The organism is Mesorhizobium sp. WSM4832 (assembly GCF_055811115.1).
Genome location: NZ_JBVVQH010000010.1, coordinates 192,530 through 216,858, shown reverse-complemented (window position 1 = coordinate 216,858; position 24,329 = coordinate 192,530). Strand labels below are relative to the sequence as shown.

Below are 24,329 nucleotides of genomic sequence, written 5' to 3'. Positions count from 1 at the left end.
GCGGCGAACCCATCATAAGGGGGAAAACTGTTACCTATGTATCCGGTTCAAAGTGTTACCCATCTATCGGCTGGACAAGCTGCTGCGCCCTCGGCACTCTTCTTGTGGCGAAACCCTACTCCGCAGCGACCTTGGCCATCGGATTGTTCGGATGCGTCGTCCAGTTGGCGTAGATCGGCGATACCGGCTTGCCGGTGCGCTGGTCCGTCGCGCCGGCAGCCAGCGGCTCCATAGTGATGCAGCCCTCAACCGGGCAGACATTGACGCAGAGATTGCAGCCGACGCATTCGGCCTCGATCACCTCGAAATGCCTGGCGCCGTCTACCATGCTGGTGATCGCCTGGTGCGAGGTGTCCTCGCAGGCGATGTGGCAGCGGCCGCATTTTATGCAGGCATCCTGGTCGATATGCGCCTTGGCGACATAATTGAGGTTGAGATACTGCCAGTCGGTGACGTTGGGCGTGGCGCGGCCGATGATGTCGGAGAGCGAGGCATGGCCCTTCTTGTCCATCCAGTTTTCCAGCCCGGCGATCATCTCCTGCACGATCTTGAAACCGTAAGTCATCGCCGCCGTGCAGACCTGCACATTGCCGGCGCCGAGCGCCATGAATTCGGCCGCGTCCCGCCAGGTGGTGATGCCGCCGATGCCTGAGATCGGCAGGCCCTGCGTTTCCGGATCGCGCGCGATCTCGGCCACCATGTTCATGGCGATCGGCTTCACCGCCGGGCCGCAATAGCCGCCATGCGAACCCTTGCCGTCGATGGTCGGCTCCGGTGCGAAGTTGTCCAGGTTGACGCCGGTGATCGAGTTGATGGTGTTGATCAGCGACACCGCGTCGGTGCCGCCGGCGAGGGCCGCACGTGCCGGCTTGCGCACATCGGTGATGTTGGGCGTCAGCTTGGTGATGACAGGCATGCGGGTGTTGGCCTTGCACCAGCGCACCACCATCTCGATATATTCCGGCACCTGGCCGACGGCGGCACCCATGCCGCGTTCCGACATGCCATGCGGGCAGCCGAAATTGAGCTCGATGCCGTCGGCTTCCGTCTCCTCGACCACCGGCAGGATCGCCTTCCAGCTTTCCTCGACGCAGGGCACCATCAGCGAAACGACGATGGCGCGGTCGGGCCAGTCCTTCTTGACCTGCTTGATCTCGCGCAGATTGACCTGCAGGTCGCGATCCGTGATCAGTTCGATGTTGTTGAGGCCGAGCAGGCGACGGTCGGCGCCCCAGATCGCGCCATAGCGCGGGCCGTTGACATTGACGACCGGCGGGCCCTCTTCGCCCAGCGTCTTCCACACCACGCCGCCCCAGCCCGCCTTGAAGGCGCGCTCGACATTGTAGGCCTTGTCGGTTGGCGGCGCCGAGGCCAGCCAGAATGGGTTGGGCGACTTGATGCCGACGAAATTGTTGCGGATGTCTGCCATGCTCATGCCCTCCCGTTAGAGGTCAGTGCCCGGTGGATGCTCTCGGCGGCGTCGCGCCCTTGCGCCACGGCGGAGACCGTCAGGTCGTCGCCGCCGAAGATGCAATCGCCGCCGGCCCAGACCTTGGCCAGCGAAGTGCGGCCTTCGGCATCGACCTTGATGCGGCCGCCTTCGAGATCGATAGCCTCGCCGCTGCCGTTGAGATGCGCCGGCACGAAGCTCTGGCCGATCGCCTTGAATACGTGGTCGGCGTTGAGCCGCAGCGTTTCGCCAGTGACGGTGAGCCTGTCGCCATCGATCGCGGTGTATTCGAGCTCGATCGCCGACACCTTGCCGTTCTCGGCTATCACGCGCTTCGGCTGCAGCCAGTGGCGGATGGTGACGCCGTTGGCGGCGGCCAGATCCTGCTCGAAACCGGAGGCGTTCATATGCTCCTGGCCGCGCCGGTAGCAGACCGTCACCTCTTCGGCACCGAGCAGCTTGGACTGCACCGCGGCATCGATCGCCGTCATGCCGCCGCCGATGACGACGACGCGCCGGCCCACCGGCAGGCCGGAAAGATCGCTCGCTTGCCGCAGTTCCGCGATGAATTCCACCGCATTGGCAACGCCATCGGCATCCTCGCCTTCGGCGCGCAGCGCGTTGACGCCGCCAAGCCCCATGCCGAGGAACACCGCGTCGTAGTTGCGCATCAGGTCGGAAAGCTGGAAGTCGCGGCCGAGCGCCTTGCCGTTCTGGATGTCGATGCCACCGATCGCGGTGACATAGTCGACCTCGGCCTGGGCGAAATCATCGACGCTCTTATAGGCGGCGATGCCGTATTCGTTGAGGCCGCCGGCCTTCGGCCGCGCCTCCAGGATCGTCACGTCATGGCCATGGCGGGCAAGTCGATGCGCCGCCGCCAGCCCGGCCGGCCCGGCGCCGACCACGGCGATGCTCTTCCCGGTCGGTTCGGCACGCTTGTAGAACTGCTTGTCCTGGCTCATGGCGACATCGGTGGCGTAGCGCTGCAGGCGGCCGATCTGCACCGGCTTGCCTTCGGCTACTTCGCGCACGCAGACCTCTTCGCATAGCGTCTCGGTCGGGCAGACGCGCGCGCACATGCCGCCGAGGATGTTCTGGTCGAAGATCGTCTTGGCCGAACCCAGCGGATTGCCGGTGGCGATCTGCCGGATGAACAGCGGGATGTCGATCGACGTCGGACACGCGTTCATGCACGGCGCGTCGTAGCAGAAATAGCAGCGGTCGGATTCGACCAGCGCCTCGTGGTGGTCGAGCGGCGGGTGCAGGTCGGAAAAATTGTCGGCATATTGCTCGGAAGACAACCGGCCGCCGGCAATGCCTTCGATGAAATGACCAGTCGCCATTCCAATTCCCCTTGTTGTCGTTTTGGGAAAGGCTAGCACGTTTTATTTTTTTATCAATTGGTCAATTTTCGGCCAAGTCACTGTAATGCCTGCATAAAAACATGACAAGTATACTCATGTTAAAGCAGCTTCCACAACTGACGGCTCGCTGCCTTTGATCCCGTTGCCATGGATCGACCGTATCTCGCCCGCGACGAGATCCTGCAGGCGCCACAGATTGCGGTCATGGATGCCGAATGCCTCGAGGTGGCTGACGGTGTTGTAGAGATACTCCGCACCGGAACCGACATGGCCGCAGGCGCGTGCCAGCACCGATGCCACCTTTTCCAACGGCTGCCCGAGCGAAGTGCCCTTGCCGGTCATGCCGACCCAGAATCCCAGTGCCCGCAGCCGGCCTTGCGCCGTGCGCACCGGAACCCATCGCACCGAACTGATGCTCTCGTGGTCGTCGACCTCACGTCGCAGCAGCCTTTCGATCTGTGCCGGCTTTTCGCCATCCGGGAGACGGTAGACGACGCCATCGCATCGCCCGCCGCGTTCCAGCGCCATCATCAGCCCCGGCTGCGCGGCGCTGCCCCTCCAGCGGACGATGTCGAGGCAGAAGGAGCGATGCCAGCCATGGGCCGAGGCGCGCTGCTGCTCGACGGATTCGAAGGCCGGCTTCCAGATCAGCGAGCCATAGGCGAACACCCAGAGCGGCCCCTTGTCGGCTTCGCCGGAAAGGCGCGAGGCAAGCGTTCCGTAGTTCTCGTCGGTCAACTGCGTCCACTGCCCGCTGGGACCAGGATCGACCTCCTCCCGATGGCACAGGGCCACAAGCTCAGGCGTGAGCGACATTCGACGCATGGAAAACGCAAGCCCCTCTTTGACAACAGCAAAGTCGAAAACCGCGGAACACGCAAGATCGCGGCCCCAACGGCTTGCCGTGAGCGAATTCGAGCCCAGATGTCGGTAGTGTCTCAAATCGAATTTCTGCTATGGCTGGAAAGCAAATCGTCCACGATGTCACCAACTGCCGAAAGTGCGAAGGGCGCAACGGGCTGATGGGCCTGTCGCTCATCGGGGCCTCTTGTCTTGTCGGGGCCTCTTCTCTTGAGGGAGGAGCGCTGGGATGAGCACCGACCGGGACACCGTGCGGTCCTATGATGCGGTCGCGGCGGAGTACGCCGCCGAGGCCGCGGCGATGCCCGAATGGGTCGCGACGGAGATCGATGCGTTCGTGGCCGGGCTGGGCGGCTCGGGCAGGGTGCTGGAGATCGGAAGCGCTGGCGGGCGAGACGCATTTGAGCTTGAGAAGCGGGGGATTAGCGTCCGGCGCACCGACATTTCGAAGTGTTTTGTCGAACTGCTTCGCGAGAGTGGCTTCGAGGCCGACCTGTTGGACCCACTGACCGAAGACCTGGACGACCCGCAGCGCCCTGGCACGCCATATGACGGGGTCTGGGCCTGCGCCTGCCTGATTCACGTCGCGCGCGAGGATTTCGGCACGGTGCTTGGACGGCTTGCCCAGGCGACCCGGACCGGTGGCCGACTGCACGCCTCGGTTAGAGATGGCGATGGCGAGGATGTATCCACACATGGCGACGATGCCGCGCCTCGGCGCTATGTCGAGACGTACTGGCGCGAGCCTGCCCTGCGGTCCGCACTCACGGACGCCGGCTGGGTCGTCAGCGAGATACGTCGGTGCATGGGAAGGCCCGATGATTGGTGGCTGAGCATTCGGGCGAGTCGGGCATGACGCGCACAGAGTTCTGGGCCGGATGGAGGCGGCGCATCACGTCCGCATGTGGCACCAAACGGGTCAGCTCGAACTTCCGGTTGGTGTCGAGAGCCGAAATCGAACTGAGAGATTACCCAGATGTCGGATTTCTGTCGCCGGCATCGTCCTAAGATGGATCGAACCGCGATCGCTGCCTGAACCGGTGAGGAGACCGACCATGCCGAATGCCCCAGCACCCTTCTTCTGGTACGAACTGATGACCACAGACCTCGACGCCGCCGAGGCCTTCTACACCGCCGTTGTCGGCTGGAAGGCCGAGCCCTTCGACAAGGCGCCTGGCATGCCCCGATACATCGTCGTGAATTCCGCCGTGCGCGGCGTCGGCGGCCTGATGACCTTGCCGGAAGACGCCGCCAAGATGGGCATGCCGCCGGCATGGGTCGGCTATATCTACACCAAGGATGTCGATGCCTCGACGGAAGCGCTCAAGCAAGCAGGCGGGGCGGTCCATCGCGCGCCGGACGACATTCCGGGCGTTGGCCGCTTCGCCGTCGTTGCCGATCCTCAAGGCGCGACCTTCATGTTCCTGCAGCCCAACCAGCCTGAGCAGCCGCCGGTGCCGGCGACCACGCTCGGCCATGTCGGCTGGCATGAGCTTTACACCTCGGACTGGAAGGCGGCATTCGACTTCTATTCAAGCCAGTTCGGCTGGCAGAGCGCCGGCCAGTTCGACATGGGCGAGATGGGTACATATCAGACTTTCGGCGCCGGCCCCGAATCCGGCGGCGGCATCATGAACAAGCCGCCACAGATCCCCGTTCCCGTCTGGCAGTTCTATTTCAACGTCGATGCCATCGACGCCGCCGCCAAGCGTGTCACCGACAATGGCGGCAAGGTGCTGATGGGACCGATGGACGTGCCGAGCGGCCAGTGGATCATCCAGTGCCAGGATCCGCAAGGCGCGCATTTCGCATTGCTCGCCCCGGTGCGGTAGCACGTTACTCGATCGGCTGGCGCCGGATCACTCCGGCGTCAGCACCGCCACTTTCAGATCGGGCTTCTTCGCGCCGCTGAGCTGCACGGTGGCCGGACCGGCGGACAGCTTGAAGCGCAAGCTCTTGCGGATGCCCGGGCAGGTCTTCACGCCGCTGAAAGCCGCTGATTTCACCGCATGACCATCCTGGACGATATCGATCCAGGCCTCGTCGGACAGGCTGAACTGGAGCTCGCCTTCAGGCGGCACGGTCACGTTGGCCGTCGCGCCGAACGTGCCGGCTGCCGGTGCACGTTGCGGCGGCACTTCGAAGCTGATCGTGTCGACCGCCGCGAGCGAGAAATCCACCGCTTGTCCGATGGTGAGGGCGGCGCCGGACTGCGCAGCGGCGGCCGCCGGGAACAAGGCCTGCTCGCGCGCAACCGGCCATTTGAAGGCATCACAGCCGGCGTCCGTGGCCGCGGCGAAGCTGGTGCCTGCAAGGATTGCGAATAGGCTGATGACGACTTTTTTCATGGCAAAGCGGACCCGTATGGTTTGACTACCTCCAATATCGATACAACCATAAGGATAAATATGCAACCATGGCGTGAATAAAATATGGGGATTGAAACCATTTCCGCTCACCGATTGTTGATGGCAGGCCCATGGGAAGTGAGTGGTCGATTGCCGGAGGACAATTTATCCCCGACCGGGGTAAAATGGAGTTTTAGATGAAGCTTTTCGAAGGCCTTGCTCAGTACCGGCCGCAGGCGCTGGGTGTATTGCGCATCATGACCGCCTTGCAGTTCATCGAACACGGCTCACAGAAGCTGTTCAATTTCCCGGTCAGCGCAGAACCGCACGCCCTCACCGGGCTGACGACGGCTGCCGGCATTCTCGAATTCGCCGGCGGCATCCTGCTGGCGCTTGGCCTTTTCACCCGCCCGATTGCCTTCCTCCTAGCCGGAGAAATGGCCATCGCCTATTTCATGGCGCACTTCCCGCGCGACTTCTTCCCGGTCAACAATGGCGGCGACTTGGCGATCTCCTTCTGCTTCATCTTCCTCTATCTGGTCTTCGCCGGCTCCGGCGCCTTCGCGCTGGACAACCGCCGCAGCGCCTGACAAAGGATGCGCAACCAGTGCATGTCGCCGAAAAGTGCTCAGCGGTTTTGGGATAACGACATGCACAAATCAAGAATCTGAAGCGCATCGGCGAAGCCGCAGCGCTTCAGGCACGCAGCCGCTCGAAATTGGCATCGAACAGCGGCGCCGCCTGGATGCGCGCCGCATGGCGCTTGCCGAGGATCTCGATCTCGAAACCGTCCGGCCTGTCGGCAATTTCCTTCGGCACATAGCCCATCGCGACCGACTTCGTCGAATTGTGTGCGTAGCCGCCCGAGGTCACCCAGCCGCGAACGGCCCCGTCGTGCCAGATCGCCTCGTCGCCGATCACATCGGCATCGGTGGCATCGACAATGAAGCTGCGCAGCCGAAGCCTGCCGCCCTCCCTGCGCTCGGCCAGCGCTGCTTGCTTGCCGATGAAGTCCGCCTCCTTGCCGTAGGCGACGAAGCGGTCGAGCCCGGCCTCCAGCGGCCCATAGATCGGCCGGTATTCGCGGGCCCATGAGCCGTAGTTTTTCTCCAGCCTCAGCGCGTTGAGCGCGCGCGAGCCGAACAGGCCGATGCCGAATTCCTCACCCGCCGCGATCAGCGCCTGATAGGCGGCGCGCTGATATTCCGGCGCCACCCAGATTTCGTAGCCGAGGTCGCCGGTGTAGCTGACGCGGCCGAGCAGGCATGGCGCCATGCCGATATCCATCCGGGCCACCGCCATGAACGGGAACGCCGTATTGGAAACGTCGGTCCGGGTGACCTTGGCGAGCACGTCCCTGGCTTTCGGCCCGGCAATGGCAAGGCCGGTGAGCTTCTGACCAAGCGCCTCGATATGCGCCGAACCGTCCTTGGGCAGATGCGCCTCGAACCAGCGCATATGATACTGCTCGGCAATGCCGGAGCCAGCAATGAACCACTCATCGTCGTCGATATTGGCAAGCGTGAAATCGCCGATCAGCTTGCCGTCGTCCTTCAGCATCGGCGTCAGCGCCATGCGGCCGCGCTTGGGCAGCTTGCAGGCGAGCATGCGATCGAGCCAGGCGGCCGCGCCCTCGCCTGCCACCTTGTATTTGGCGAAGTTCGAAATCTCCGACAGGCCGACGCCGTTGCGCACCGTCGCGACTTCCTTGCCGACATGGTCGAAATCGGTCGAACGCCGCCAGGAGAACTCATCCTTGATGCCGTCCGGCGCATACCAGAGCGGCACTTCCAACCCGTAGGATACGCCCCACTGCGCGCCCCTGGCTGACAGCGTGTCGTAGACCGGCGTCGTCTTGAGCGGGCGCCCGGCCAGCAGTTCCTCGTTGGGGAAGCGGATCGAGAAGCGCCGCGAATAGTTCTCGCGCACCTTGGCGTTGGTGTAGGCCATCGTCGCCCAGTCGCCGTAGCGCGCCACGTCCATCGCCCAGATGTCGGCGCCCGGGTCGCCTTCGATCATCCAGTTGGAGAGCGCCAGCCCGACGCCACCACCCTGGCTGAAGCCGGCCATGACGCCGCAGGCGACCCAGAAGCCCGGCAGGCCGCGCACCGGACCGACCAGCGGATTGCCGTCCGGCGCGAAGGTGAAGGGGCCGTTGATGATCTGCTTGATGCCGGTCTTCTGGAAGGCGGGGAAGTGGCGGAAGCCGACCTCCAGCGACGGCGCGATGCGGTCGATGTCCGGTTCCAGCAGTTCGTGGCCGAAATTCCAGGGTGTGGAGAATTCGGACCAGACCTTGTTGGCCTTCTCGTAAGTGCCCATCAGCATGCCACCTCGCTCCTGGCGCAGATAGAGCTCGCCGTCGAAATCGACCGCGTGGATGATCTCAGTGCCGGTCTTCTTGTTCCAGTCGGCGACCTCCGGCATGTCCTCGGTGATCAGGTACATGTGCTCCATGGCCAGCACCGGCAGTTCCAGCCCGACCATGCGGCCGACCTCGCGCGCCCACAGCCCACCGGCATTGACGACATGCTCGGCGATGATATCGCCCTTGTTGGTGATGACGCGCCACAAGCCGTCCGGACGGCGCACGATGTCCTCGACCTTGGTGAAGCGCTCGACTTCCGCGCCGAGTTTCCGCGCGGCCTTGGCATAGGCGTGCGTCACGCCGGACGGATCGAGGTGGCCGTCCTCCTTGTTGCGCACCGCGCCGACGAACTGGCTGGGATCGATGAGCGGCATCAATTCCGCCGCTTCCTTGGCCGAGATCACCTCGAGGTCGATGCCGAGATAGCGGCCCTTCGATACCATGCCGCGCAGCCAGTCGAGCCGCGCCTCGGTCGCCGCCAGAAGCACGCCGCCGGTAAGGTGCACGCCGGTCGCCTGTCCAGAAAGCTCCTCGATCTCCTTGTAGAGCGAGATCGTGTATTTCTGCAGCTTGGCGACGTTTGGATCGCCATTGATGGTGTGCATGCCGCCGGCCGCATGCCAGGTCGAACCCGATGTCAGCTCGTCGCGCTCCAGAAGCACCACGTCGGTCCAGCCATGGCGGGCCAGATGGAACAGCACCGAGCATCCGACGACACCACCGCCGATGACCACGACCTTTGCATGCGACTTCATGGCTTTTCTCGTTAGTTCAGTGAGTTGAGAAGATGAAATGAATCGGATTGGGAAGCTGTTCCCTCACGGCTCGCCCTGCCCGATCGCTTCCTTGCGGCGTGCCATATAGGCTTCGAGCGCTTCGCGCACGGCGGGATCCATCGCCGGCTGGACATATTCTTCCAGTGCCTTCTTCCACAACCGCGTCGCGCGCGCCGTCGTGTCCAACCCGCCAGCCTCCTGCCAAGCCTCGTAATTTTGCCAGTTGGAAAGCATGGGCTGGTAGAAGGCAGTGGCGTAGCGCTCCAGCGTATGCGGCTCACCGAAGAAATGGCCGCCTGTCGGCACCGCGCCCAGCGCCTCCACCGCAAGCTCCGCCTCATTGACGACGATCGGCCGCAGGAATTCCATCATGTGCTGGATCATCTCGACATCGATGATGAGCTTTTCGAACGAGGCCGTCAGCCCGCCCTCCTGCCAGCCGGCGGCGTGGTAGACGAGATTGCCGTGGCCGAGCACCGCGCCCCACAAAGCCATTAGGGTCTCGTAGGCGCCCTGCGCGTCGGCGGCATTGGATGCCGAACCCGGTGTCGTGCGGTACGGCAAATTATAGCGCCGAGCCAACTGTCCGGAGGCGATGTTGGCCTTGGTGTTTTCCGGCGTGCCGAAGGCCGGCGCGCCCGACTTCATGTCGACATTGGAGGTGAAGGCGCCATACATCACCGGTGCGCCCGGACGCACCAGCTGCGTCAGCACGACGCCGAACAGCGCCTCGGCGTTCTGCTGCGCCAGCGCGCCGGCCAGCGTCACCGGGCTCATCGCCCCCATCAGCGTGAATGGCGTCACCGCCACCGACTGGCCGAATTCGGCCATCGTCATCAGCCCTTCCGCCATCATCTCGTCGAAACGGCGCGGCGAGTTGACCGAGATGATGGTGGTGACGCCGGGATCATCGCGCATTTGCTCCAGCGTAAGCCCGCGCGAGATCGCCATCATCTCGATGCCGTCGAGTGCCCTGCCCCGGCCGATCGCCGAAACGTGGAAGCATTTGTCGGTCAGCGTCAGGTTGGCGAAATAGGTGTCCATATGCCTTGTGTTCGCCGGCAGCTCGACCGGGGCGCAGACCTGGTTGCCGAGCATATGGATGCAGTTGAAATGCTGCGCCAGCCGGACGAGATCCGAGTAGTCCGCGAGGTTGCCGGCGCGGCGGCCGCGTTCCATGTCGTGCACATTGGGCGGCCCGGCAACGAGCGTGAAGTTGATTATGTTGCCGCCAAGATGGATCGCATGATCGTGGTTTCGAGGTGTCAGCGTATAGGCAGAACGCGTCGACTTCAGCGCCTCCGCGACCATGCCGCGATCGACGCGCACATTCATCGAGCCGTGGTCGACCTTGGCGCCGGCGCGCTCGAACAGCGAGAGCGCCAGCGGGCTCATCACCTCGATGCCGAAATTCTCCAGTATATGCATCGATGCCTGGTGGATGGCCTCGATCTGGTCGGACGACAGCAGCGCCATCGGCGGATAGGGATTCTCCACCCGCCGCGGCGGCAGTTGCGGAATGGCGGCAGGTCCCCGGTTGCTGGTGCGCTCGGCGCCGCGCTTGCGTCTTGGTTCGCTCATGCGCCCATCAGAGCGCCGGCGTCGCACGCGAGCTGTCAGGAATTCGCCGTTTGCCGGCGTGATTTTAGCCAAGGCGGCATTTTTCAAAATCGATGAACAGGATGACGACTTCAAAGGTCGTAATATCGATACTCGGTTTTTCACGCCTTGCGCGTCGGCGTTAAGGAACCGCGCAAGACTCCCTTTATGATTTCGGCCTATTCGTCTTCCAATGCGTAGGTCGAGTTTTAGTAAAATTGTATCTGTCTCTGTGCTGCTGGCGCTTTCCGCCTGCGCGACGGCGCCCAGCCACATCAACAATGTCTGCGCCGTCTTCGACCAGAATGACGGCTGGTTCGACAATTGGCAGTCCGCCGCCGAGCGGACCGAGCAGAAATACGGCATTCCCGTTCCCGTGCTGATGGCCACCGTGCGCAAGGAATCCGGCTTCAAGAGCAACGCCCGCCCGCCGCGCACCAAGCTGCTCGGCTTCATCCCGTGGACGCATGTCTCGAGCGCCACCGGCTACTCGCAGGCGCTCGATGGCACATGGTCGCAGTACCAAAGCGAGACCGGCAATTGGACGGCGCGCCGCACCCGTTTTGCCGACGCCATCGATTTCGTCGGCTGGTACCACTCCAAGACCGCCGATACGTTCGGTGTCGCCCGCAACGACACCTACAATCTCTATCTGGCCTACTATCTTGGCTGGACCGCCTATGGCCGCGGCAATCGCGGCGACGCCGGCGTTCAAAGCTACGCGCGCGCCACCGACCAGATGGCCCGCGATTACGCCGCGCAGATGCGGCAATGCGGCAGCTGACGCTTCGCCTGGCCTGAAGCGCATGGAGCGAAGCTGAAAGATCGCGACCCGCTTTAATGCCGCCTTGTCGTGTCTTTCGGCTTCGGAACGCCGGTTTCGGAAATCTCGTCGCGGACTTCGTGGCGGCGGGCTCGCAAGACGGCGTCCGCATCCTCGCCAGGCTTTCCGGCCGCGTCGGCTTCCGCGCTGGCCTTCTTGCCCCTCGGACGCTTCGGCGGTGAACCCGTAAATCCCGGGCCTTCGCCATGCGGCGCGTCGTCCGGCACGCCTTCATGCGCCGCGTGTTCCTTGTCGAACTTGATCACCGGCTCCATCGTTGCCAGCACCTCGTCCGAGAGCCAGCACAGGCTCATATGGCCGTCGCCGAGATTCTTCACCGGCGGCACTTTCGTCTCGCACAGATTGTCCGGCACCAGCTTCTTGTAGCCGCAGCGCGTCTGGAACGGACAGCCGGTCGGCGGGTTCATCGCCGACGGGATGTCGCCTTCGAGCACGATGTGCTTCTTGACCACGCTGGTGTCGGCGATCGGGATCGCAGAGAGCAGTGCCTCGGTATAGGGATGGTAGGGCGGCGAGAATATCTGGTCGGTCGTGCCCTGCTCGACGATATAGCCGAGATACATGACGACGACGCGGTCGGCGATGTAGCGCACCACCGACAGGTCGTGGCTGATGAACAGCATCGTCGTCTTGTTCTTGCGCTGGATGTCCATCAACAGCTCGGTCACCGCCGCCTGCACCGAGACGTCGAGTGCCGAGACCGGTTCGTCGGCCACCACCACCTTGGCGTCGCCGGCGAAGGCTCGCGCCACGCCGATGCGCTGTTTTTGGCCGCCCGAGAGCTGGCGCGGCTTGCGGGTCTCGAAAGCCCGCGGCAGCTTCACCAGGTCGAGCAGCTCCAGCATGCGCTTGCGCCGCTCGGCGACATTCTTGCCGACATGGAATTTCTCCAGCGTGCGGATGATCTGCGAACCGACCGTATGGCTGGGATTGAGCGTGTCGAACGGGTTCTGGAACACCATCTGGATCGACGACACCGTCTCAACGCTGCGCTTCTCGATCCCGGTCGACTGGATTTCCTTGTTGCCGAGCGTCACACTGCCGGAACTTGCCGTTTCCAGACCGAGCAATACCTTGGCCAACGTCGACTTTCCGCAACCGGATTCACCGACGATGGCGACAGTCTCGGATTCGCGCGCCATGAACGAGATCGTCTCATTGGCCTTGACGACGCGGCCCTCGCTGGAACCGAACACCTCGCTGCCACCGACCTTGTAGTATTTTCTGAGGTCCTCGATCTTGAGCACCGGCGCGCCGGGCTCGACCTTTTCATTGACCTTCTTGGCGCCGGGCGGCAGCGCCTCCCAGTCGATCTCGTTGAAACGCACGCAGCGCGAGAAATGTCCCTCATGGCCGTCGACCGGGATCATCGGGATTTCCGCGGCGTTGCAGACCCCCTCGACGAAATGGTGGCAGCGCGGCCCGAAATTGCAGCCCTTCGGCCGCTCATGCGGCAGCGGCAGCTGGCCGGGGATCGAGATCAGCGGCCGCGAGTTCTTGTCGGCGCCGGGCAGCGGGATCGAGCGGAACAGCCCTTGCGTATAGGGATGACGCATCCGGTCGAACACGTCCGCGATCTTGCCGGTCTCGACGGCTTCGCCCGAATACATCACCGTGATGCGGTCGCAGGTCTCGAGGATGAGGCCGAGATTGTGCGAGACGAAGATCATCGAGGTGCCGAACTTCTCGCCCAGTCCCTTGACCAGCTCGACGATGCCGGCCTCGACGGTGACGTCGAGCGCCGTGGTCGGCTCGTCGAGCAAGAGCAGCGCCGGCTTGGATAGCAGCGCCATGGCGATGACGATGCGCTGCTGCTGGCCGCCCGACAGCTGGTGCGGATAGGAACGCATCATGCGCTCCGGATCGGGCAGCTTCACCGCCCGCACCATCTCGAGCGCTCTGGCGTGCGCCTCTTCCTTCGACACCTTGTCGTGGATCAGCGGCACCTCCATCAATTGCTGGCCGATCTTCATCGCCGGATTTAGGCTCGCCATCGGCTCCTGGTAGATCATCGCGATCTTGTTGCCGCGGATGGCGCGCAACTCCTCCTCGGAGAGCTCGCCCATGTCCTTGCCCTGGAATTTTATCCGCCCGCCGACGATCTTCCCGATGTTGGAGAGGTCGCGCATGATGCCGAGCGACACGGTCGACTTGCCGCAACCGGACTCGCCGACGATGCCCATCGCTTCGCCCGGCATCACCGTGCAGGAAAAATCCATTACGGCGGGGATTTCGCCCTTGCGCGTGAAGAAGGAGATCGAGAGGTTCTCGATCTCGATGATCGGCTGACCGGTCGATTTGGCTGGATCTCGAACTGCCTCGTTCATGGGTCGCTCCAATCCTTGGTATCGGCAATTAGGGCCAAAGGCCTTGCCATCAATCCTTCATCGACTGTTCGCGCAGCGAGTCCGCCAAAAGATTCAGCCCCAGCACGAACGACATCAGCGCGATCGTCGGCGGCAGCGCCGGGTGGATGAAGGAACGCAGCAGGCGGCTGGCGTCCTTGATCGCGGTGCCCCAGTCGGGGCTTTCCGGCGCGAGGCCCAGGCCGAAATAGCCGAGCGTTCCGAGCAGGATCGTCGTGTAGCCGATGCGCAGGCAGGCATCGACGATCAGCGGACCACGCGCATTGGGCAGGATCTCCCACAGCATGATGTACCAGGGCGATTCACCGCGCGTCTGCGCCGCCGCCACGTAATCGCGCGTCTTGATGTCCATGGTCAGCCCGCGCACGATGCGGAACACGCCGGGGCTGGAAGCGAACACCACCGCCACGAAGATGTTGAGCTGGTTGGGATCGATGTGGACGATCTTGAGCGGATCCTTGTCGAAGACCAGGCCGGTATAGATCCAGCCGCCGACGACCAGCGTGATGCCGAGCAGGATATAGAGCCGGTCCGGCCGGTTCTTGTATCGGGTCCAGAACAGGACGCTGAAGAAGATAATCGGGAACAGGAAGAACAAGCCCGCCATCCCGTAGGGGATCGGCGTGTCCATGATTCCCGGCGTCACCAGCAGGTAGAACAAAAGGATAACAGGGAAGGCCAGCACCAGGTTGGCGAGGAACGACAGCAGCGTGTCGATCTTGCCGCCATAGTAACCGGCCGGCAGGCCGAGCGTGATGCCGACCATCAGCGCGAAGCCGGTGGCGGCCGGCGCGATGATCAGCACGATCTGGCTGCCATAGACCATGCGCGAGAACACGTCGCGGGCAAGCTTGTCGCCGCCGAAATAGTAGACGAGCTTCGACGCCGGTTCGATTGCGCCGGGCAGCGTGTCCTTCATCACCGAGACCTGCGCCAGCGGATCGAAGGGCGAGATGGTCGAGGCGAAGATCGCTGTGAACAGCCAGAACAGGCAGATGAAGACGCCGGCGATGCCGACGCCGCTGCCGAAAAGTTGGCCGTAGAGGCCCAGCCGCTTCTTGTAGCTAAAGCTGGCGCCCATCACCAGGATGAGCCCGACCCACACCGGCCAGAACCGCCAGAGCACGCCGATAACGACGTTGAAGGCGCTGATATATTCGGTTTGCATCGGCCCTGCCCCCTACTGAACCCTGATACGCGGATTGAGAAACGCGTAGCCGACGTCGGAAATGAGCTGCGTGATCAGCACGATGAACACCGAGACCAGCGAGCAGCCGAGCAGCAGATCGATGTCGTTGTTGCCGGCGGCCTCGACCAGCGTGTAGCCAAAACCCTGGTAGCGGAACATCACCTCGACGATCACGACGCCGGTGAGCAGCCACGGGAACTGCAGCATGATGACGGTGAAGGGCGCGATCAGCGCGTTGCGCAACGCATGCTTGATGACCACGCTGCTGAAGGACAGGCCTTTCAGCCGTGCGGTGCGGATATATTGCTGCGTCATCACCTCCACCATCGAGGCGCGCGTCATGCGTGCGATATAGCCGATGCCGTAGATCGCCAGCGTGATCACCGGCAGCGTGAAATTGTAGAAGGTGATGCCCTGGCTGGCGGACGCCGCGGAGCCGTTCAGCCAGCCGAGCCATGATGCGAAGATGACGGTGAAGATGACGCCCGACACGTATTCAGGCGTCGCCGTCGAGGCGATCGAGGCCACGGACAGCACGCGATCGGTGCGCGAGCCTTCGCGCATGCCTGCGAGAATGCCGATCAGCAGCGAGATCGGCACCATGACCGCCAGCACCCAGAACATCAGCAATCCGGTGGCGCCCAGGGCCGGGAACAGCTTGGCCGCGACCGTCGTCTTGAATTTGGTCGAGCAGCCGAAATCGCCCTGCAGAACGCCGGAGAATGTCGACTCGACCGGGTCGTTGCAGAAGGAGAAGCGTTGCGTCGTCTTGCCCGTCGCCGGATCGGTGATCGGATGCTTCGGAAACACGCCAAGCCACTGGCCGTAGCGCACGAAGAAGTTTTGCCTGTAGCCATGATTTACCAGCCAGCTTTCGAGCTGGTCGGCGGGCGTGTGCATCTCGGTCTGGCTGATCGCCAGTTTCTTTAGATTTGGCTCGAGATTGACGAGGAAGAAGACGACCAGCGTCAAGCACAGCATCGTGAGCAGTATCGTGCCGATGCGTCTGGCGATGAATGAGAACATGCGCACCCCCTGCCGGCCGGGTTGGGGTCAGATAGGTTCAACCCTGTTGCGAAAAGCTGATGATGCCCCGCCACCGCTGCAGCATATGCAACGGCGGCGAAGCTGCAAATACGAAGGGCTGCCGCCCCTCGTATTTATCGCGCCATGGATCACGCCTGGTCGAGCCAGACCTTGCCGAAGTCGTGCTCGTAGGTGGGGTGCATCGAGTGGTTCTTCACCTCGGGCTTGATGTTGATGTAGAGCTTGCGCCAGTAAGGCTGGATGATGATGCCGGAATCCTGCAGCATCTGCTCGATGTCCTTCATCACCACCTTGCGCTTCTCCGCATCGGCGATGCCGAGCGCCTCATTCACCTTCTTGTCGAAGTCCGGATTGGCATAGCCCGTCTCGTTCCACGCTTCGCCGCTGCGATAGGCAATGGCGATGACCTGGATGCCCAGCGGGCGCATGTTCCAGTTGGTTTCCGAGAACGGATACTTCGTCCAGTCGTTCCAGAAGGTCGAGCTCGGTAGCACGGTGCGCTTCACCTTGATGCCGGCTTCGCGCAGCTGCGCCGCGATCGCGTCCGTGGTGTTCTTGTGGTAGTCCTCGTCGTTGCTGATCAGCTCGTGCTCGAAATCGATCGCGCCGGCTTCCGTCAGCATCTGCTTGGCCTTGGCGATGTCGCGCTTGATCTCCGGCAGCTTGACATATTCCGGATGGATCGGCGCCACATGGTGGTTTTCCGCCGGCGTGCCGGCATTGCCGTAGCCGAGCTGCAGCACGGTGGCGTTGTCGACGGCAAGCAACATTGCCTGACGAACCTTCTGGTCGTCATAGGGCTTGTGGGTGACGTTGAAGCGCGACACCACGGTGGCCGCAGTCACGACTTCCGAAACCGGAGCGCCGACATCCGCGATGATCTTGACGTAGTCGGCGGTGGTTTCGTGGTTGGTCTGGACTTCGCCCGACTCGAAGGCCGAGACGGTCGCGGCCGGATCGGTGCCGTAGTCGATGAACTCGACGCCGTCGAGGAAGGCCTCGCCCTGCCACCACTTGCCGGTTTCGCGGCGCTTGTAGACGACCTTCTGGCCGACGTCGTAGGACACGAGCTCGAACGGACCGGTGCCGATAGGGCAGTTCTTGAAGTTGGCGCCCTTCTCGTCGAAGGTCTTGTGCACGACCAGCGCCGGATAGTCGCACAGGCCCGGGATGATGGCGATATCGGGCTTCGACAGCTTGAGCTTGACCGTCATGTCGTCGACCTTGACGACCGAGCCTTCGCGCAGCTTCTTGGTCGTGTCGTCGACGAGGCTGCCGAGGCGGCCGGGCATCGAGTTGCCTTCCGCGGCCTTGTCCGCCCAGCGGGTGAAATTGTAGACCACGTCGTCGGCGGTGAACTTGTCGCCATTGTTCCATTCGACGCCCGGCCGCACATGCAGCGTGTATTCGGTGGCGTCGTCATTGATGTCCCAGCTTGCCAGCAGGTACGGCGCGAAGGTGTATTCCTTCGTGTACTTCACCAGCGGCTCGAGCGCCTGACGTTCGGCATTGGAGATTTCGGACCAGTCGGCGGTGCGCGGATCCTTCGGATCCTTGACAGACATCGCGACCTTGATCACGCCGCCCTTCTTGCCCTGCACGTCCTCTGCCCTGGCCGGGGTCGGAGCGGCGAGGCCCAGCAGGCCATAGGCCATTGCCGTCGATGCGCCGAAGACGCTGGCCAAGGCCAGAAATTCGCGGCGGTCCACACCGCCCGACTTGGCTTCTTCGGCCATTTTCAAGATGTGATCCGGAACACGATCACCATTGCTCTTATAGATTGCCATGACTTACTCCCATTGTTGGCTTTCCGCCTTTTACCATTCCGCATCCAGACCGCGTTGTCAAAAGACGGTGTGGAATAAGAACATGGTAGGGAATGTGCATCTTTGAGTGCAACCCGGTTCGCGTGATAGCGACAGTCTTGGCGCAAATTTGCTAGCGCGACCCGGATTTCCCAAAAAATCGTCGCGGGCGATTAAATCAATACATTTTATACAGATAAGGGCCTCGTGCCTGCGCCGGACTGCCCGTTCGGCAGGCCGAGGAAGGGTGACGCGCCCTCAATATTCGCGTTCGTAAAAGACGCCGCCCTTGGCTTCGCCGGCATCATTGGCCTCGCCGCGCAGCTTCACGCCGCGACCGACGTTGAGGTCGATCGTCGCCTTGCCGGAGCCCGGTTTGTCGCCCTTCTGGATCGTCACATAGGTGCGGTCGTTGAGGTACTTGCCAGCCGAAACGGCGGTGCCGCCCTTCTCGTCCGTCGTCACGTCGAGATCGTCTATACCGATGGCGTTGCGCAGATTGTCGAGCAGCGACGTCGAACCGCCCGCGCCAGCCAATTGCGCGGCCGCATCGGCAAGCTGGGCGATTTGCAGCGGTGAAAGTTTGGACATGGATTGACCGAAGATGAGCTGTGCCAGCACCTCGTCCTGGGGCAGCGCCGGCACCGAGGAGAAGTTGAATTTGGGATCGGTCGCTTCTCCCGAGACCACAATCGTGACGGTGGCGCTGCTGGTCGTCGTGGTCGCCGTCAGGTTGAGGTAGGGCACCAGCGAACCCTGGAACCCGACCGTGCCTTCGGTGAAGGTCAACCGCTTGGAGAGGATCGTCAGCCGCCCTCGTTGCAAGGTGAACGTACCCACGGCTTGCGGTGAGGATGCCCGTCCGGTCAGCTTGAGCGACCCGCCCAGTTCGGCATCGACGCCGCGGCCCTGGATGAATATCTGGTTCGGCGCGTTCACCGTCAGATCGAGGGTAAGCCCGCTGCCGCTATTGCTGCTGCCGCCGGACGTGGGCGGGCGCAACGCCTTGTCCTGCGCCCGCACGGCGCGAGGCGCATTCTTATGTTTGACGTCGAGTTCCGAGAGCGACCCGGGCAGTTTGTCCGGAACGGTGATGACCGTCCTTGCCAGGTTGACGGTGCCGGCGATGATTGGCGCCGAGACGAGCGGTCCCTTGACGGTCAGGTCGCCGCCGAGATTGGCGGTCACCACCCGGCCGTCGGTATAGCGGCCATCGGTAAGCTTGATCGACAGGTCGGCCGGGAAGCCTTGCGCCGGCGTGATGCCCACCGTGCCGCTCGCCGACAGGTTGCCGCGCGTCGACAGCGTTCCGGTCAGCCGGTTGATCCTGGCGACGCCGCCGCCGATCGAAACGTCGGCGGCGACGTCGTTGACCGCGAGCCCGGAACGCGCGTCGATGAGGCGCGCGCCGGACGTGGTGACTTTGCCGCTGATGACCGGCGCGGACGCAGGACCGCGCACCTGCACGTCGACGTTGGCGGTGCCGTTAAGCGCCAGGCCTTGCGCGGCCAGTTTTGAGGCAAGGAAGGAAAACGGCACCTTGCCATTGAAATCCAGCGCCAATGTGGGCGTGCCTACCGTCGTCACCGAGCCGCCGCCCTTGAGGCCGAGGCCAGCGCCGTCGCTGATGTTGGCGTCGAAAGCGAGCTTGTTGCCGGCGAACGTTCCCGACGACGACACGTTCATGCCGCCGAGCCCGGCGCCGCGTGTCTGCGAGGTCTGCACGCCGGCCGCATCGATCTTGAAGCCGATCGACGGGCTCGCCGGCGCGCCGGTAACCTTGACCGTGCCCGAGATCGAGCCGGCCGCGTCGAGACCCGGCGAAAAACTGTTGGCAAGCGAGATCGGCACCCTGGCCAGGTTGGCGTTGATATCCAGCGCCTGCGCGACCCTGCCCGTCACCGTCGCCGTGCCGCCGCCAAGGTTGAGCACCAGCCGGTCGAGCGTCGTCACCCCGTTGGCGATGGTCACTGTCGAGGCCTGTGCGATCGCGGCCTTGATGCCCTGCACCGTCGCCTGGCCCGACGCGAGTTCGATGGTCGTCGTGCCGTTGGCGACCTTCACACGGCCGGCCGCCTTCGCCGGGATGTTCTTGACGGTGGCGCCGCCCGAGAAGCCGGTCCAGTCGCCGTCGCGCTTGAGATCGACATTGATGCCGGTGACGGCGGTGCCGCCGGAAGTGACGCTCTCGGCGCGCACCGTGCCGGAGATGACGGGTGCTGCCATGTAGTTCGCGACCTGCGCGTCGATCGCGACATTCTTGGCGGAGAGATCGCCGCGCTTGATTGCCGAGGTGTTCGCCTTGACCGCGACATTGGGTCCGTTGGCGGTCTTGGAGAAGGCGATCGCGCCGCGCACATTGCCCTCGGCCTTTTCCAGCGCCAGCGCGGCCAGCGGCCCGATATCGGGCAGGTCGAGCGAAACGGTGCCGACCGGCACGAAGGCATCGTCCAGCGTGAGATCGCCGGAAATCCTGTTCGGCCCGAGCGACAGCAAAAGCCCGTTGATCGCGCGGCTGCCATTGGTCGTGGCGAGCACCGCGCTGCCTTGCAGCTTCTGCCCCGCGACGTTGCCGGCAAGCTGCACATTGGCCGCCGGATTGGCGGCATCGGCCTTGCCGGTGGCCGTCAGCTTCAGTCCGGTGATCTCCCGCGCCGCCACCGAAAGACGGTCGCTGCTCACCGTCATCGACAGGTCGGGCGCGGTGACCGGGCCTTGCGCGTTCAGGGCAAAGGCGATGGCGCCCTTGGCGTCTTTCGAGAGCCGCGAAACATCGCTCAACGCACCCTCGATGTCTGCGGCCAGCTTCCCGTCGCCAAGGCTCGCCTGCCCGTCAGCGCTGAGCGCGCCCGAATTGAGCTTCAGGCCGTCCACATTGACATTGCCATTGGCATCGCGCTTCAGCGCGGCGCTCAACTGCGCGCTCTCGCCAAGCATGCCGCGCACCGCCGCAGGCAAGGCGGAAGAAGCAACATCGGCCTTGAGATTGAGGTCGACGGCACCATCGCCCAGCGATATCCGGCCGGCAACCTGGCTATTGAGCGCATCGCTCCTGAAGGAGCCGCTGTTGACGGCGACTGCATCTGTCGTCAGGCGGCCATTGACCTTGGCCGTGACCTTGCCGGCGATCAGCGGCGCGAGCATGGGATTGTCGAGGCCGATCCTGTCCACCGTCACTGTGCCGGAAACCGGACCTGCCCGCCCCTTGAGGTCGAAGGCGTCCGAATGCAGCATCAAGGTGAGACCGTCCACCTTCGCCTGGCTGGCGGCAATGGAAGGCAGAATTGCGGACACATCGAGCCGCGCTTGCGTGCTTTCGCCCGCCATCTTCGCCGACAACGACTGGACCGCGATCTTGACCGGGCTCTCGGCGCTGCCGACCGTCAGCGGCAGGCTGGGCCCGGACGATGTAAGATCGAGGGAGAAATCGCTGGCGCCGTTAGGGTTGAGGGTTCCGGCGGCCTTGCCTGAAATCTTGTCGCCCGAAAGCGTGGCGTGGTCCAGGGCCACGCCGCCCGCCAGCGTGTAGCTGCCGGCAGCGTCCAGATCCAGCGGCCCGAGCCCCGCCTGCCGGGTCTGGCTGGTCTCGGCGCCCGCCACCTTCGCGTTGAACTGCACATCGGGGTTGGACGATGGACCCGTGACGTGTGCCGTGCCCTCCAGCGTTCCTGCCCCGTCGAGGCCGGGCACGAAATCATTGGCAAGCGCCAACGGCAGATTGGCGAGGTTGGCCGTCAGGTCCAGGGTTTGCCCGGCGCTGCCGGAAACCGTCGCCGAACCGCCGCCGAGATTGAGCGCAAGCTTCTCGACCGTGGTCACGCCATTGGCGATGGAAAGGCTGGAGGGCTCGGCGATGGCCGCCTTGATGCCGCGCACCGTCGCCTCGCCGGAAGCGATTTCCACGCTTGTCGTGCCGTTGGCGATCTTCACCCGCCCGGCGGCGGTTGCCGGAATGCCGGACGCCGTCGCGCCGCCGGTAAAATTGGTCCAGTCGCCGTCGCGCTTCAAATCGATGCCGATGCTGCTGATGACCGTGCTGCCGGAGGTCACGCTGTCGGCCTTGATCGAGCCCGAAATCGCCGGCCCCTTCAGGTAATTGGCGATCAGCGCGTTGACGGTGATGGCTTTCGCCGCCAGTTCGCCACGCGCGATCGATGTGCTGGCCGCGTTGACCGTGACGGTCGGCGCCTCGCCCTCCTTGGCGAAGGCGATGGTGCCGTTGATATCACCCGTTGCCGTCTGATCTGCGAGCGCCGCGAGCGGCCCGATGTCAGGCACGGCAAGCGTCAGCGTGCCGAGCGGCAGGTATTGATCGTCGAGCGCGAGATCGCCCGAAACCTTGTTGTCGCCAAGCGCGAGGGTAAGCCCCCTAATCGAGCGCTTGCCGTCGGCGGTAACCAGCGAAGCTGCGATGTCGAGCGCCTGGCCCTCGGCGCTGGCGGTCAGCGAGACGTCGGCCGACGGATTGGCGATGTCGGCCTTGCCTTTGGCCGAAAGCCTGATGTCCTTCACCGTGCGGCCGGCCGCAGTCAGGCTGGCGCTGTCGGCTGAGACGGAGAAATCAGGCGCCCAGCGCGGGCCGCTCGTGGTCAGCGCAAAGTTGATCCCGCCGGCAAGCGGCGTGCCGGCGAGCGACGACAGCGATGAGACGTCGCCCAGCGTGCCTTTCACATCGGCCTGGATATCCGACCCTTGCGCGCTGGCGGTGCCGCTGGCGCTGAGCGAGCCGGAGGTGAGTTCCAGTGAGTTGGCGGCGAACGCGCCCTGCGGATCGCGCGTGGCGGTTGCCGAAAACGTCACCCGCTCGCCGAGCAGCGAGCTGATTTGCGGCGGCAATGCCTTCGAGACGGCGTCGGCATTCATCTTCAGCGTCATCGAAAGATCGGCAAGCGCCACATTTGCCGTCAGCCCGGCATTGAGCGCATCGCTGCGCAAGGTGCCTTTGTCGATGGCCACGGTCTCTGGGCTGATCGTGCCGGAAAGATCGGCGGCGAGCTTGCCGGTCACCAGTGGCGCCAGAGTCGCCACATCGGTCTTCAGGCCGGCGGCGGCGAGCTTGATGCTGACCGGGCCGCTGCGGGTCTCGATATCGAAGCCGTCGGAATGGATCTCGCCCGTAATATTATTGAGCTGCGTGCCCCCGACGGCCACCGAGGTAAGCGACGTGCCGATATCGACCATCGGCGCCTTGCCGTCGCCGAAGGCGCGCACCGTGGCCTTTTCGACCGCGACCAGGATCGGAACCGCGCTGTTGCCGACATCGATTGTGACGGGCTTGTCCTTGGCGGAGAGCTCGACGGCCAGGTCGCTGGCGCCCTTCGGATCGACATTGCCGGTTGCGGTGCCGTGCACCGTACCACTGTCTATAGTGGCCCGCTCGATATCTATCCCACCTGCTGTGGTCGCCGTTCCGGCGATATCGAAGCTCGTCTTGCCGGCAAACAGCGACTTTATCTTCTCGGGCAGGAACTCCTCGAACTCGCCGTCGCCATTGGCCTCGATACGGTGGCCCTTGTCGGTGAGTTGGTGCCGGCCGGTCAGCTGGCTGACGATCCGGCCATCGACCATGAAGGTGCCGATGCCGCTCCAGTTGGCTAAAGGCCCAGTGCCGGAAACGACGATGTTGACCGGCGGCGCATCGGGCAGCTTGAGCAGGTTGGCGATGATGCCGCCCGCCGGCTCCGACGCCTTGAGATCGAGGTCGAGCTTGTTGTCGGCGGGCGCGAAATGGATCTTGGCGTCGACATTGCCCTGCTTGCCGTCATGGCGGGAGACGTTGAGCACGCTCTCGATCGCCAGCGGCGACGGGTCTGCCTTGAGCGAGCCCTTGGCGGCGAGTTCGGCAATGCCGCTGCCGGCAAGCTCCTGGCCAAGCGCGATCTCCGGCAGGTCGATCTCCCTGACGTCGATCGACACCGGCAGGCTCGTCGAACCACCTTGAGACGGCTGCTGGCTCGGCTGCGGCAGCCGCGCCAGTTCGATGCGCCCGGCGGCAAAGCGGTCTGCATTGAAATTCCATGAGAGCAGCGCTGTCGGCGACCAGTCGAGCGCCACCTTGCGCGCCACCATCCACGGGCCGACGCGGTCTTCCAGCACCACATGGTCGACCCTCAGCGCGCCCGACCAGATGCCTTCGATACCGCTGACCGTCACCTTGCGGTCCTCGCTCGAGGCCATCTTCGAGATCAGGCCGGCGAGATTTTGCCTGCCGCCCTCTGTGCCGGTAAGCACGACAAGCGCGCCGACCGCCACCACCAGCAAAAGGAGGAGCGCGTAGACGCAGATGCGGAGGATGCGCCAGAAAATCAT

15 protein-coding genes are annotated in these 24,329 nt (G+C 63.7%); 4 read left to right on the top strand and 11 right to left on the bottom strand.

What is annotated here, in order from left to right; translation table 11 throughout:
• Nucleotides 1-115 precede the first annotated feature (115 nt).
• The 3 genes from preA to AC0L2L_RS16625 form a co-directional block, all read right to left on the bottom strand.
• Nucleotides 116-1,429 carry an NAD-dependent dihydropyrimidine dehydrogenase subunit PreA gene (gene preA / locus AC0L2L_RS16635; protein WP_473579666.1) on the bottom strand — a complete coding sequence of 438 codons (1,314 nt, stop codon included), beginning with the start codon at nucleotides 1,427-1,429 and terminating at the stop codon, nucleotides 116-118.
• A 2-nt stretch (nucleotides 1,430-1,431) separates the two neighbouring features.
• A complete protein-coding gene (locus AC0L2L_RS16630; RefSeq protein WP_473579665.1) occupies nucleotides 1,432-2,796 on the bottom strand; it encodes an NAD(P)-dependent oxidoreductase in 1,365 nt (454 codons plus the stop codon).
• Nucleotides 2,797-2,910: 114 nt separating this feature from the next.
• Nucleotides 2,911-3,642: a gamma-glutamylcyclotransferase gene (locus AC0L2L_RS16625; protein ID WP_473579664.1), complete on the bottom strand. Its 732-nt coding sequence runs from the start codon at nucleotides 3,640-3,642 to the stop codon at nucleotides 2,911-2,913.
• A gap of 265 nt (nucleotides 3,643-3,907) precedes the next feature.
• Here AC0L2L_RS16625 and AC0L2L_RS16620 point away from each other — a divergent pair, with 265 nt between their 5' ends.
• Nucleotides 3,908-4,534: a class I SAM-dependent methyltransferase gene (locus tag AC0L2L_RS16620; RefSeq protein ID WP_473579663.1), complete on the top strand. Its 627-nt coding sequence runs from the start codon at nucleotides 3,908-3,910 to the stop codon at nucleotides 4,532-4,534.
• A 199-nt stretch (nucleotides 4,535-4,733) separates the two neighbouring features.
• The gene (locus AC0L2L_RS16615) at nucleotides 4,734-5,510 is read left to right on the top strand and encodes a VOC family protein (RefSeq protein ID WP_473579662.1); all 777 of its coding nucleotides are present in this window, start codon (nucleotides 4,734-4,736) and stop codon (nucleotides 5,508-5,510) included.
• 27 nt (nucleotides 5,511-5,537) lie between these two features.
• On the opposite strand, the gene AC0L2L_RS16610 is transcribed toward AC0L2L_RS16615, so the two are convergent.
• Nucleotides 5,538-6,026 carry a hypothetical protein gene (locus tag AC0L2L_RS16610; RefSeq protein WP_473579672.1) on the bottom strand — a complete coding sequence of 163 codons (489 nt, stop codon included), beginning with the start codon at nucleotides 6,024-6,026 and terminating at the stop codon, nucleotides 5,538-5,540.
• Between the two features lie 197 nt (nucleotides 6,027-6,223).
• On the opposite strand from AC0L2L_RS16610, the gene AC0L2L_RS16605 reads away from it, so the two are divergent.
• Nucleotides 6,224-6,616 (top strand): DoxX family protein, encoded by a 393-nt coding sequence (locus AC0L2L_RS16605; protein ID WP_473579661.1) that lies wholly within the window; start codon nucleotides 6,224-6,226, stop codon nucleotides 6,614-6,616.
• A gap of 106 nt (nucleotides 6,617-6,722) precedes the next feature.
• Here the strand turns inward: AC0L2L_RS16605 and AC0L2L_RS16600 are convergent, their stop codons facing one another.
• Nucleotides 6,723-9,149 carry a GcvT family protein gene (locus AC0L2L_RS16600; RefSeq protein ID WP_473579660.1) on the bottom strand — a complete coding sequence of 809 codons (2,427 nt, stop codon included), beginning with the start codon at nucleotides 9,147-9,149 and terminating at the stop codon, nucleotides 6,723-6,725.
• Nucleotides 9,150-9,212: 63 nt separating this feature from the next.
• Nucleotides 9,213-10,751, bottom strand: coding sequence for a trimethylamine methyltransferase family protein (locus tag AC0L2L_RS16595; RefSeq protein WP_473579659.1), 1,539 nt, complete (start codon nucleotides 10,749-10,751; stop codon nucleotides 9,213-9,215).
• Nucleotides 10,752-10,962: 211 nt separating this feature from the next.
• Here AC0L2L_RS16595 and AC0L2L_RS16590 point away from each other — a divergent pair, with 211 nt between their 5' ends.
• Nucleotides 10,963-11,553 carry a transglycosylase SLT domain-containing protein gene (locus tag AC0L2L_RS16590; protein WP_473579658.1) on the top strand — a complete coding sequence of 197 codons (591 nt, stop codon included), beginning with the start codon at nucleotides 10,963-10,965 and terminating at the stop codon, nucleotides 11,551-11,553.
• A 53-nt stretch (nucleotides 11,554-11,606) separates the two neighbouring features.
• Here the strand turns inward: AC0L2L_RS16590 and AC0L2L_RS16585 are convergent, their stop codons facing one another.
• The 5 genes from AC0L2L_RS16585 to AC0L2L_RS16565 all read right to left on the bottom strand — a co-directional run bounded on the left by AC0L2L_RS16585 (nucleotide 11,607) and on the right by AC0L2L_RS16565 (nucleotide 24,329).
• A complete protein-coding gene (locus tag AC0L2L_RS16585; protein WP_473579657.1) occupies nucleotides 11,607-13,940 on the bottom strand; it encodes a dipeptide ABC transporter ATP-binding protein in 2,334 nt (777 codons plus the stop codon).
• Nucleotides 13,941-13,989: 49 nt separating this feature from the next.
• Complete coding sequence (locus tag AC0L2L_RS16580; protein ID WP_473579656.1) at nucleotides 13,990-15,147, bottom strand: ABC transporter permease; 1,158 nt, start codon at nucleotides 15,145-15,147, stop codon at nucleotides 13,990-13,992.
• Nucleotides 15,148-15,159: 12 nt separating this feature from the next.
• The gene (locus tag AC0L2L_RS16575) at nucleotides 15,160-16,194 is read right to left on the bottom strand and encodes an ABC transporter permease (RefSeq protein ID WP_027167603.1); all 1,035 of its coding nucleotides are present in this window, start codon (nucleotides 16,192-16,194) and stop codon (nucleotides 15,160-15,162) included.
• 149 nt (nucleotides 16,195-16,343) lie between these two features.
• On the bottom strand, nucleotides 16,344-18,002 hold the full coding sequence (locus tag AC0L2L_RS16570; protein ID WP_473579655.1) for an ABC transporter substrate-binding protein: 1,659 nt from the start codon (nucleotides 18,000-18,002) through the stop codon (nucleotides 16,344-16,346).
• Between the two features lie 276 nt (nucleotides 18,003-18,278).
• Complete coding sequence (locus tag AC0L2L_RS16565; protein ID WP_473579654.1) at nucleotides 18,279-24,329, bottom strand: translocation/assembly module TamB domain-containing protein; 6,051 nt, start codon at nucleotides 24,327-24,329, stop codon at nucleotides 18,279-18,281.

Bases quoted from the DNA above. Each gene is read 5' to 3' on its own strand.
- preA (WP_473579666.1), bottom strand. From the start codon at position 1,429: ATGGCAGACATCCGCAACAATTTCGTCGGCATCAAGTCGCCCAACCCA.
- AC0L2L_RS16630 (WP_473579665.1), bottom strand. From the start codon at position 2,796: ATGGCGACTGGTCATTTCATCGAAGGCATTGCCGGCGGCCGGTTGTCT.
- AC0L2L_RS16625 (WP_473579664.1), bottom strand. From the start codon at position 3,642: ATGCGTCGAATGTCGCTCACGCCTGAGCTTGTGGCCCTGTGCCATCGG.
- AC0L2L_RS16620 (WP_473579663.1), top strand. From the start codon at position 3,908: ATGAGCACCGACCGGGACACCGTGCGGTCCTATGATGCGGTCGCGGCG.
- AC0L2L_RS16615 (WP_473579662.1), top strand. From the start codon at position 4,734: ATGCCGAATGCCCCAGCACCCTTCTTCTGGTACGAACTGATGACCACA.
- AC0L2L_RS16610 (WP_473579672.1), bottom strand. From the start codon at position 6,026: ATGAAAAAAGTCGTCATCAGCCTATTCGCAATCCTTGCAGGCACCAGC.
- AC0L2L_RS16605 (WP_473579661.1), top strand. From the start codon at position 6,224: ATGAAGCTTTTCGAAGGCCTTGCTCAGTACCGGCCGCAGGCGCTGGGT.
- AC0L2L_RS16600 (WP_473579660.1), bottom strand. From the start codon at position 9,149: ATGAAGTCGCATGCAAAGGTCGTGGTCATCGGCGGTGGTGTCGTCGGA.
- AC0L2L_RS16595 (WP_473579659.1), bottom strand. From the start codon at position 10,751: ATGAGCGAACCAAGACGCAAGCGCGGCGCCGAGCGCACCAGCAACCGG.
- AC0L2L_RS16590 (WP_473579658.1), top strand. From the start codon at position 10,963: ATGCGTAGGTCGAGTTTTAGTAAAATTGTATCTGTCTCTGTGCTGCTG.
- AC0L2L_RS16585 (WP_473579657.1), bottom strand. From the start codon at position 13,940: ATGAACGAGGCAGTTCGAGATCCAGCCAAATCGACCGGTCAGCCGATC.
- AC0L2L_RS16580 (WP_473579656.1), bottom strand. From the start codon at position 15,147: ATGCAAACCGAATATATCAGCGCCTTCAACGTCGTTATCGGCGTGCTC.
- AC0L2L_RS16575 (WP_027167603.1), bottom strand. From the start codon at position 16,194: ATGTTCTCATTCATCGCCAGACGCATCGGCACGATACTGCTCACGATG.
- AC0L2L_RS16570 (WP_473579655.1), bottom strand. From the start codon at position 18,002: ATGGCAATCTATAAGAGCAATGGTGATCGTGTTCCGGATCACATCTTG.
- AC0L2L_RS16565 (WP_473579654.1), bottom strand. From the start codon at position 24,329: ATGATTTTCTGGCGCATCCTCCGCATCTGCGTCTACGCGCTCCTCCTT.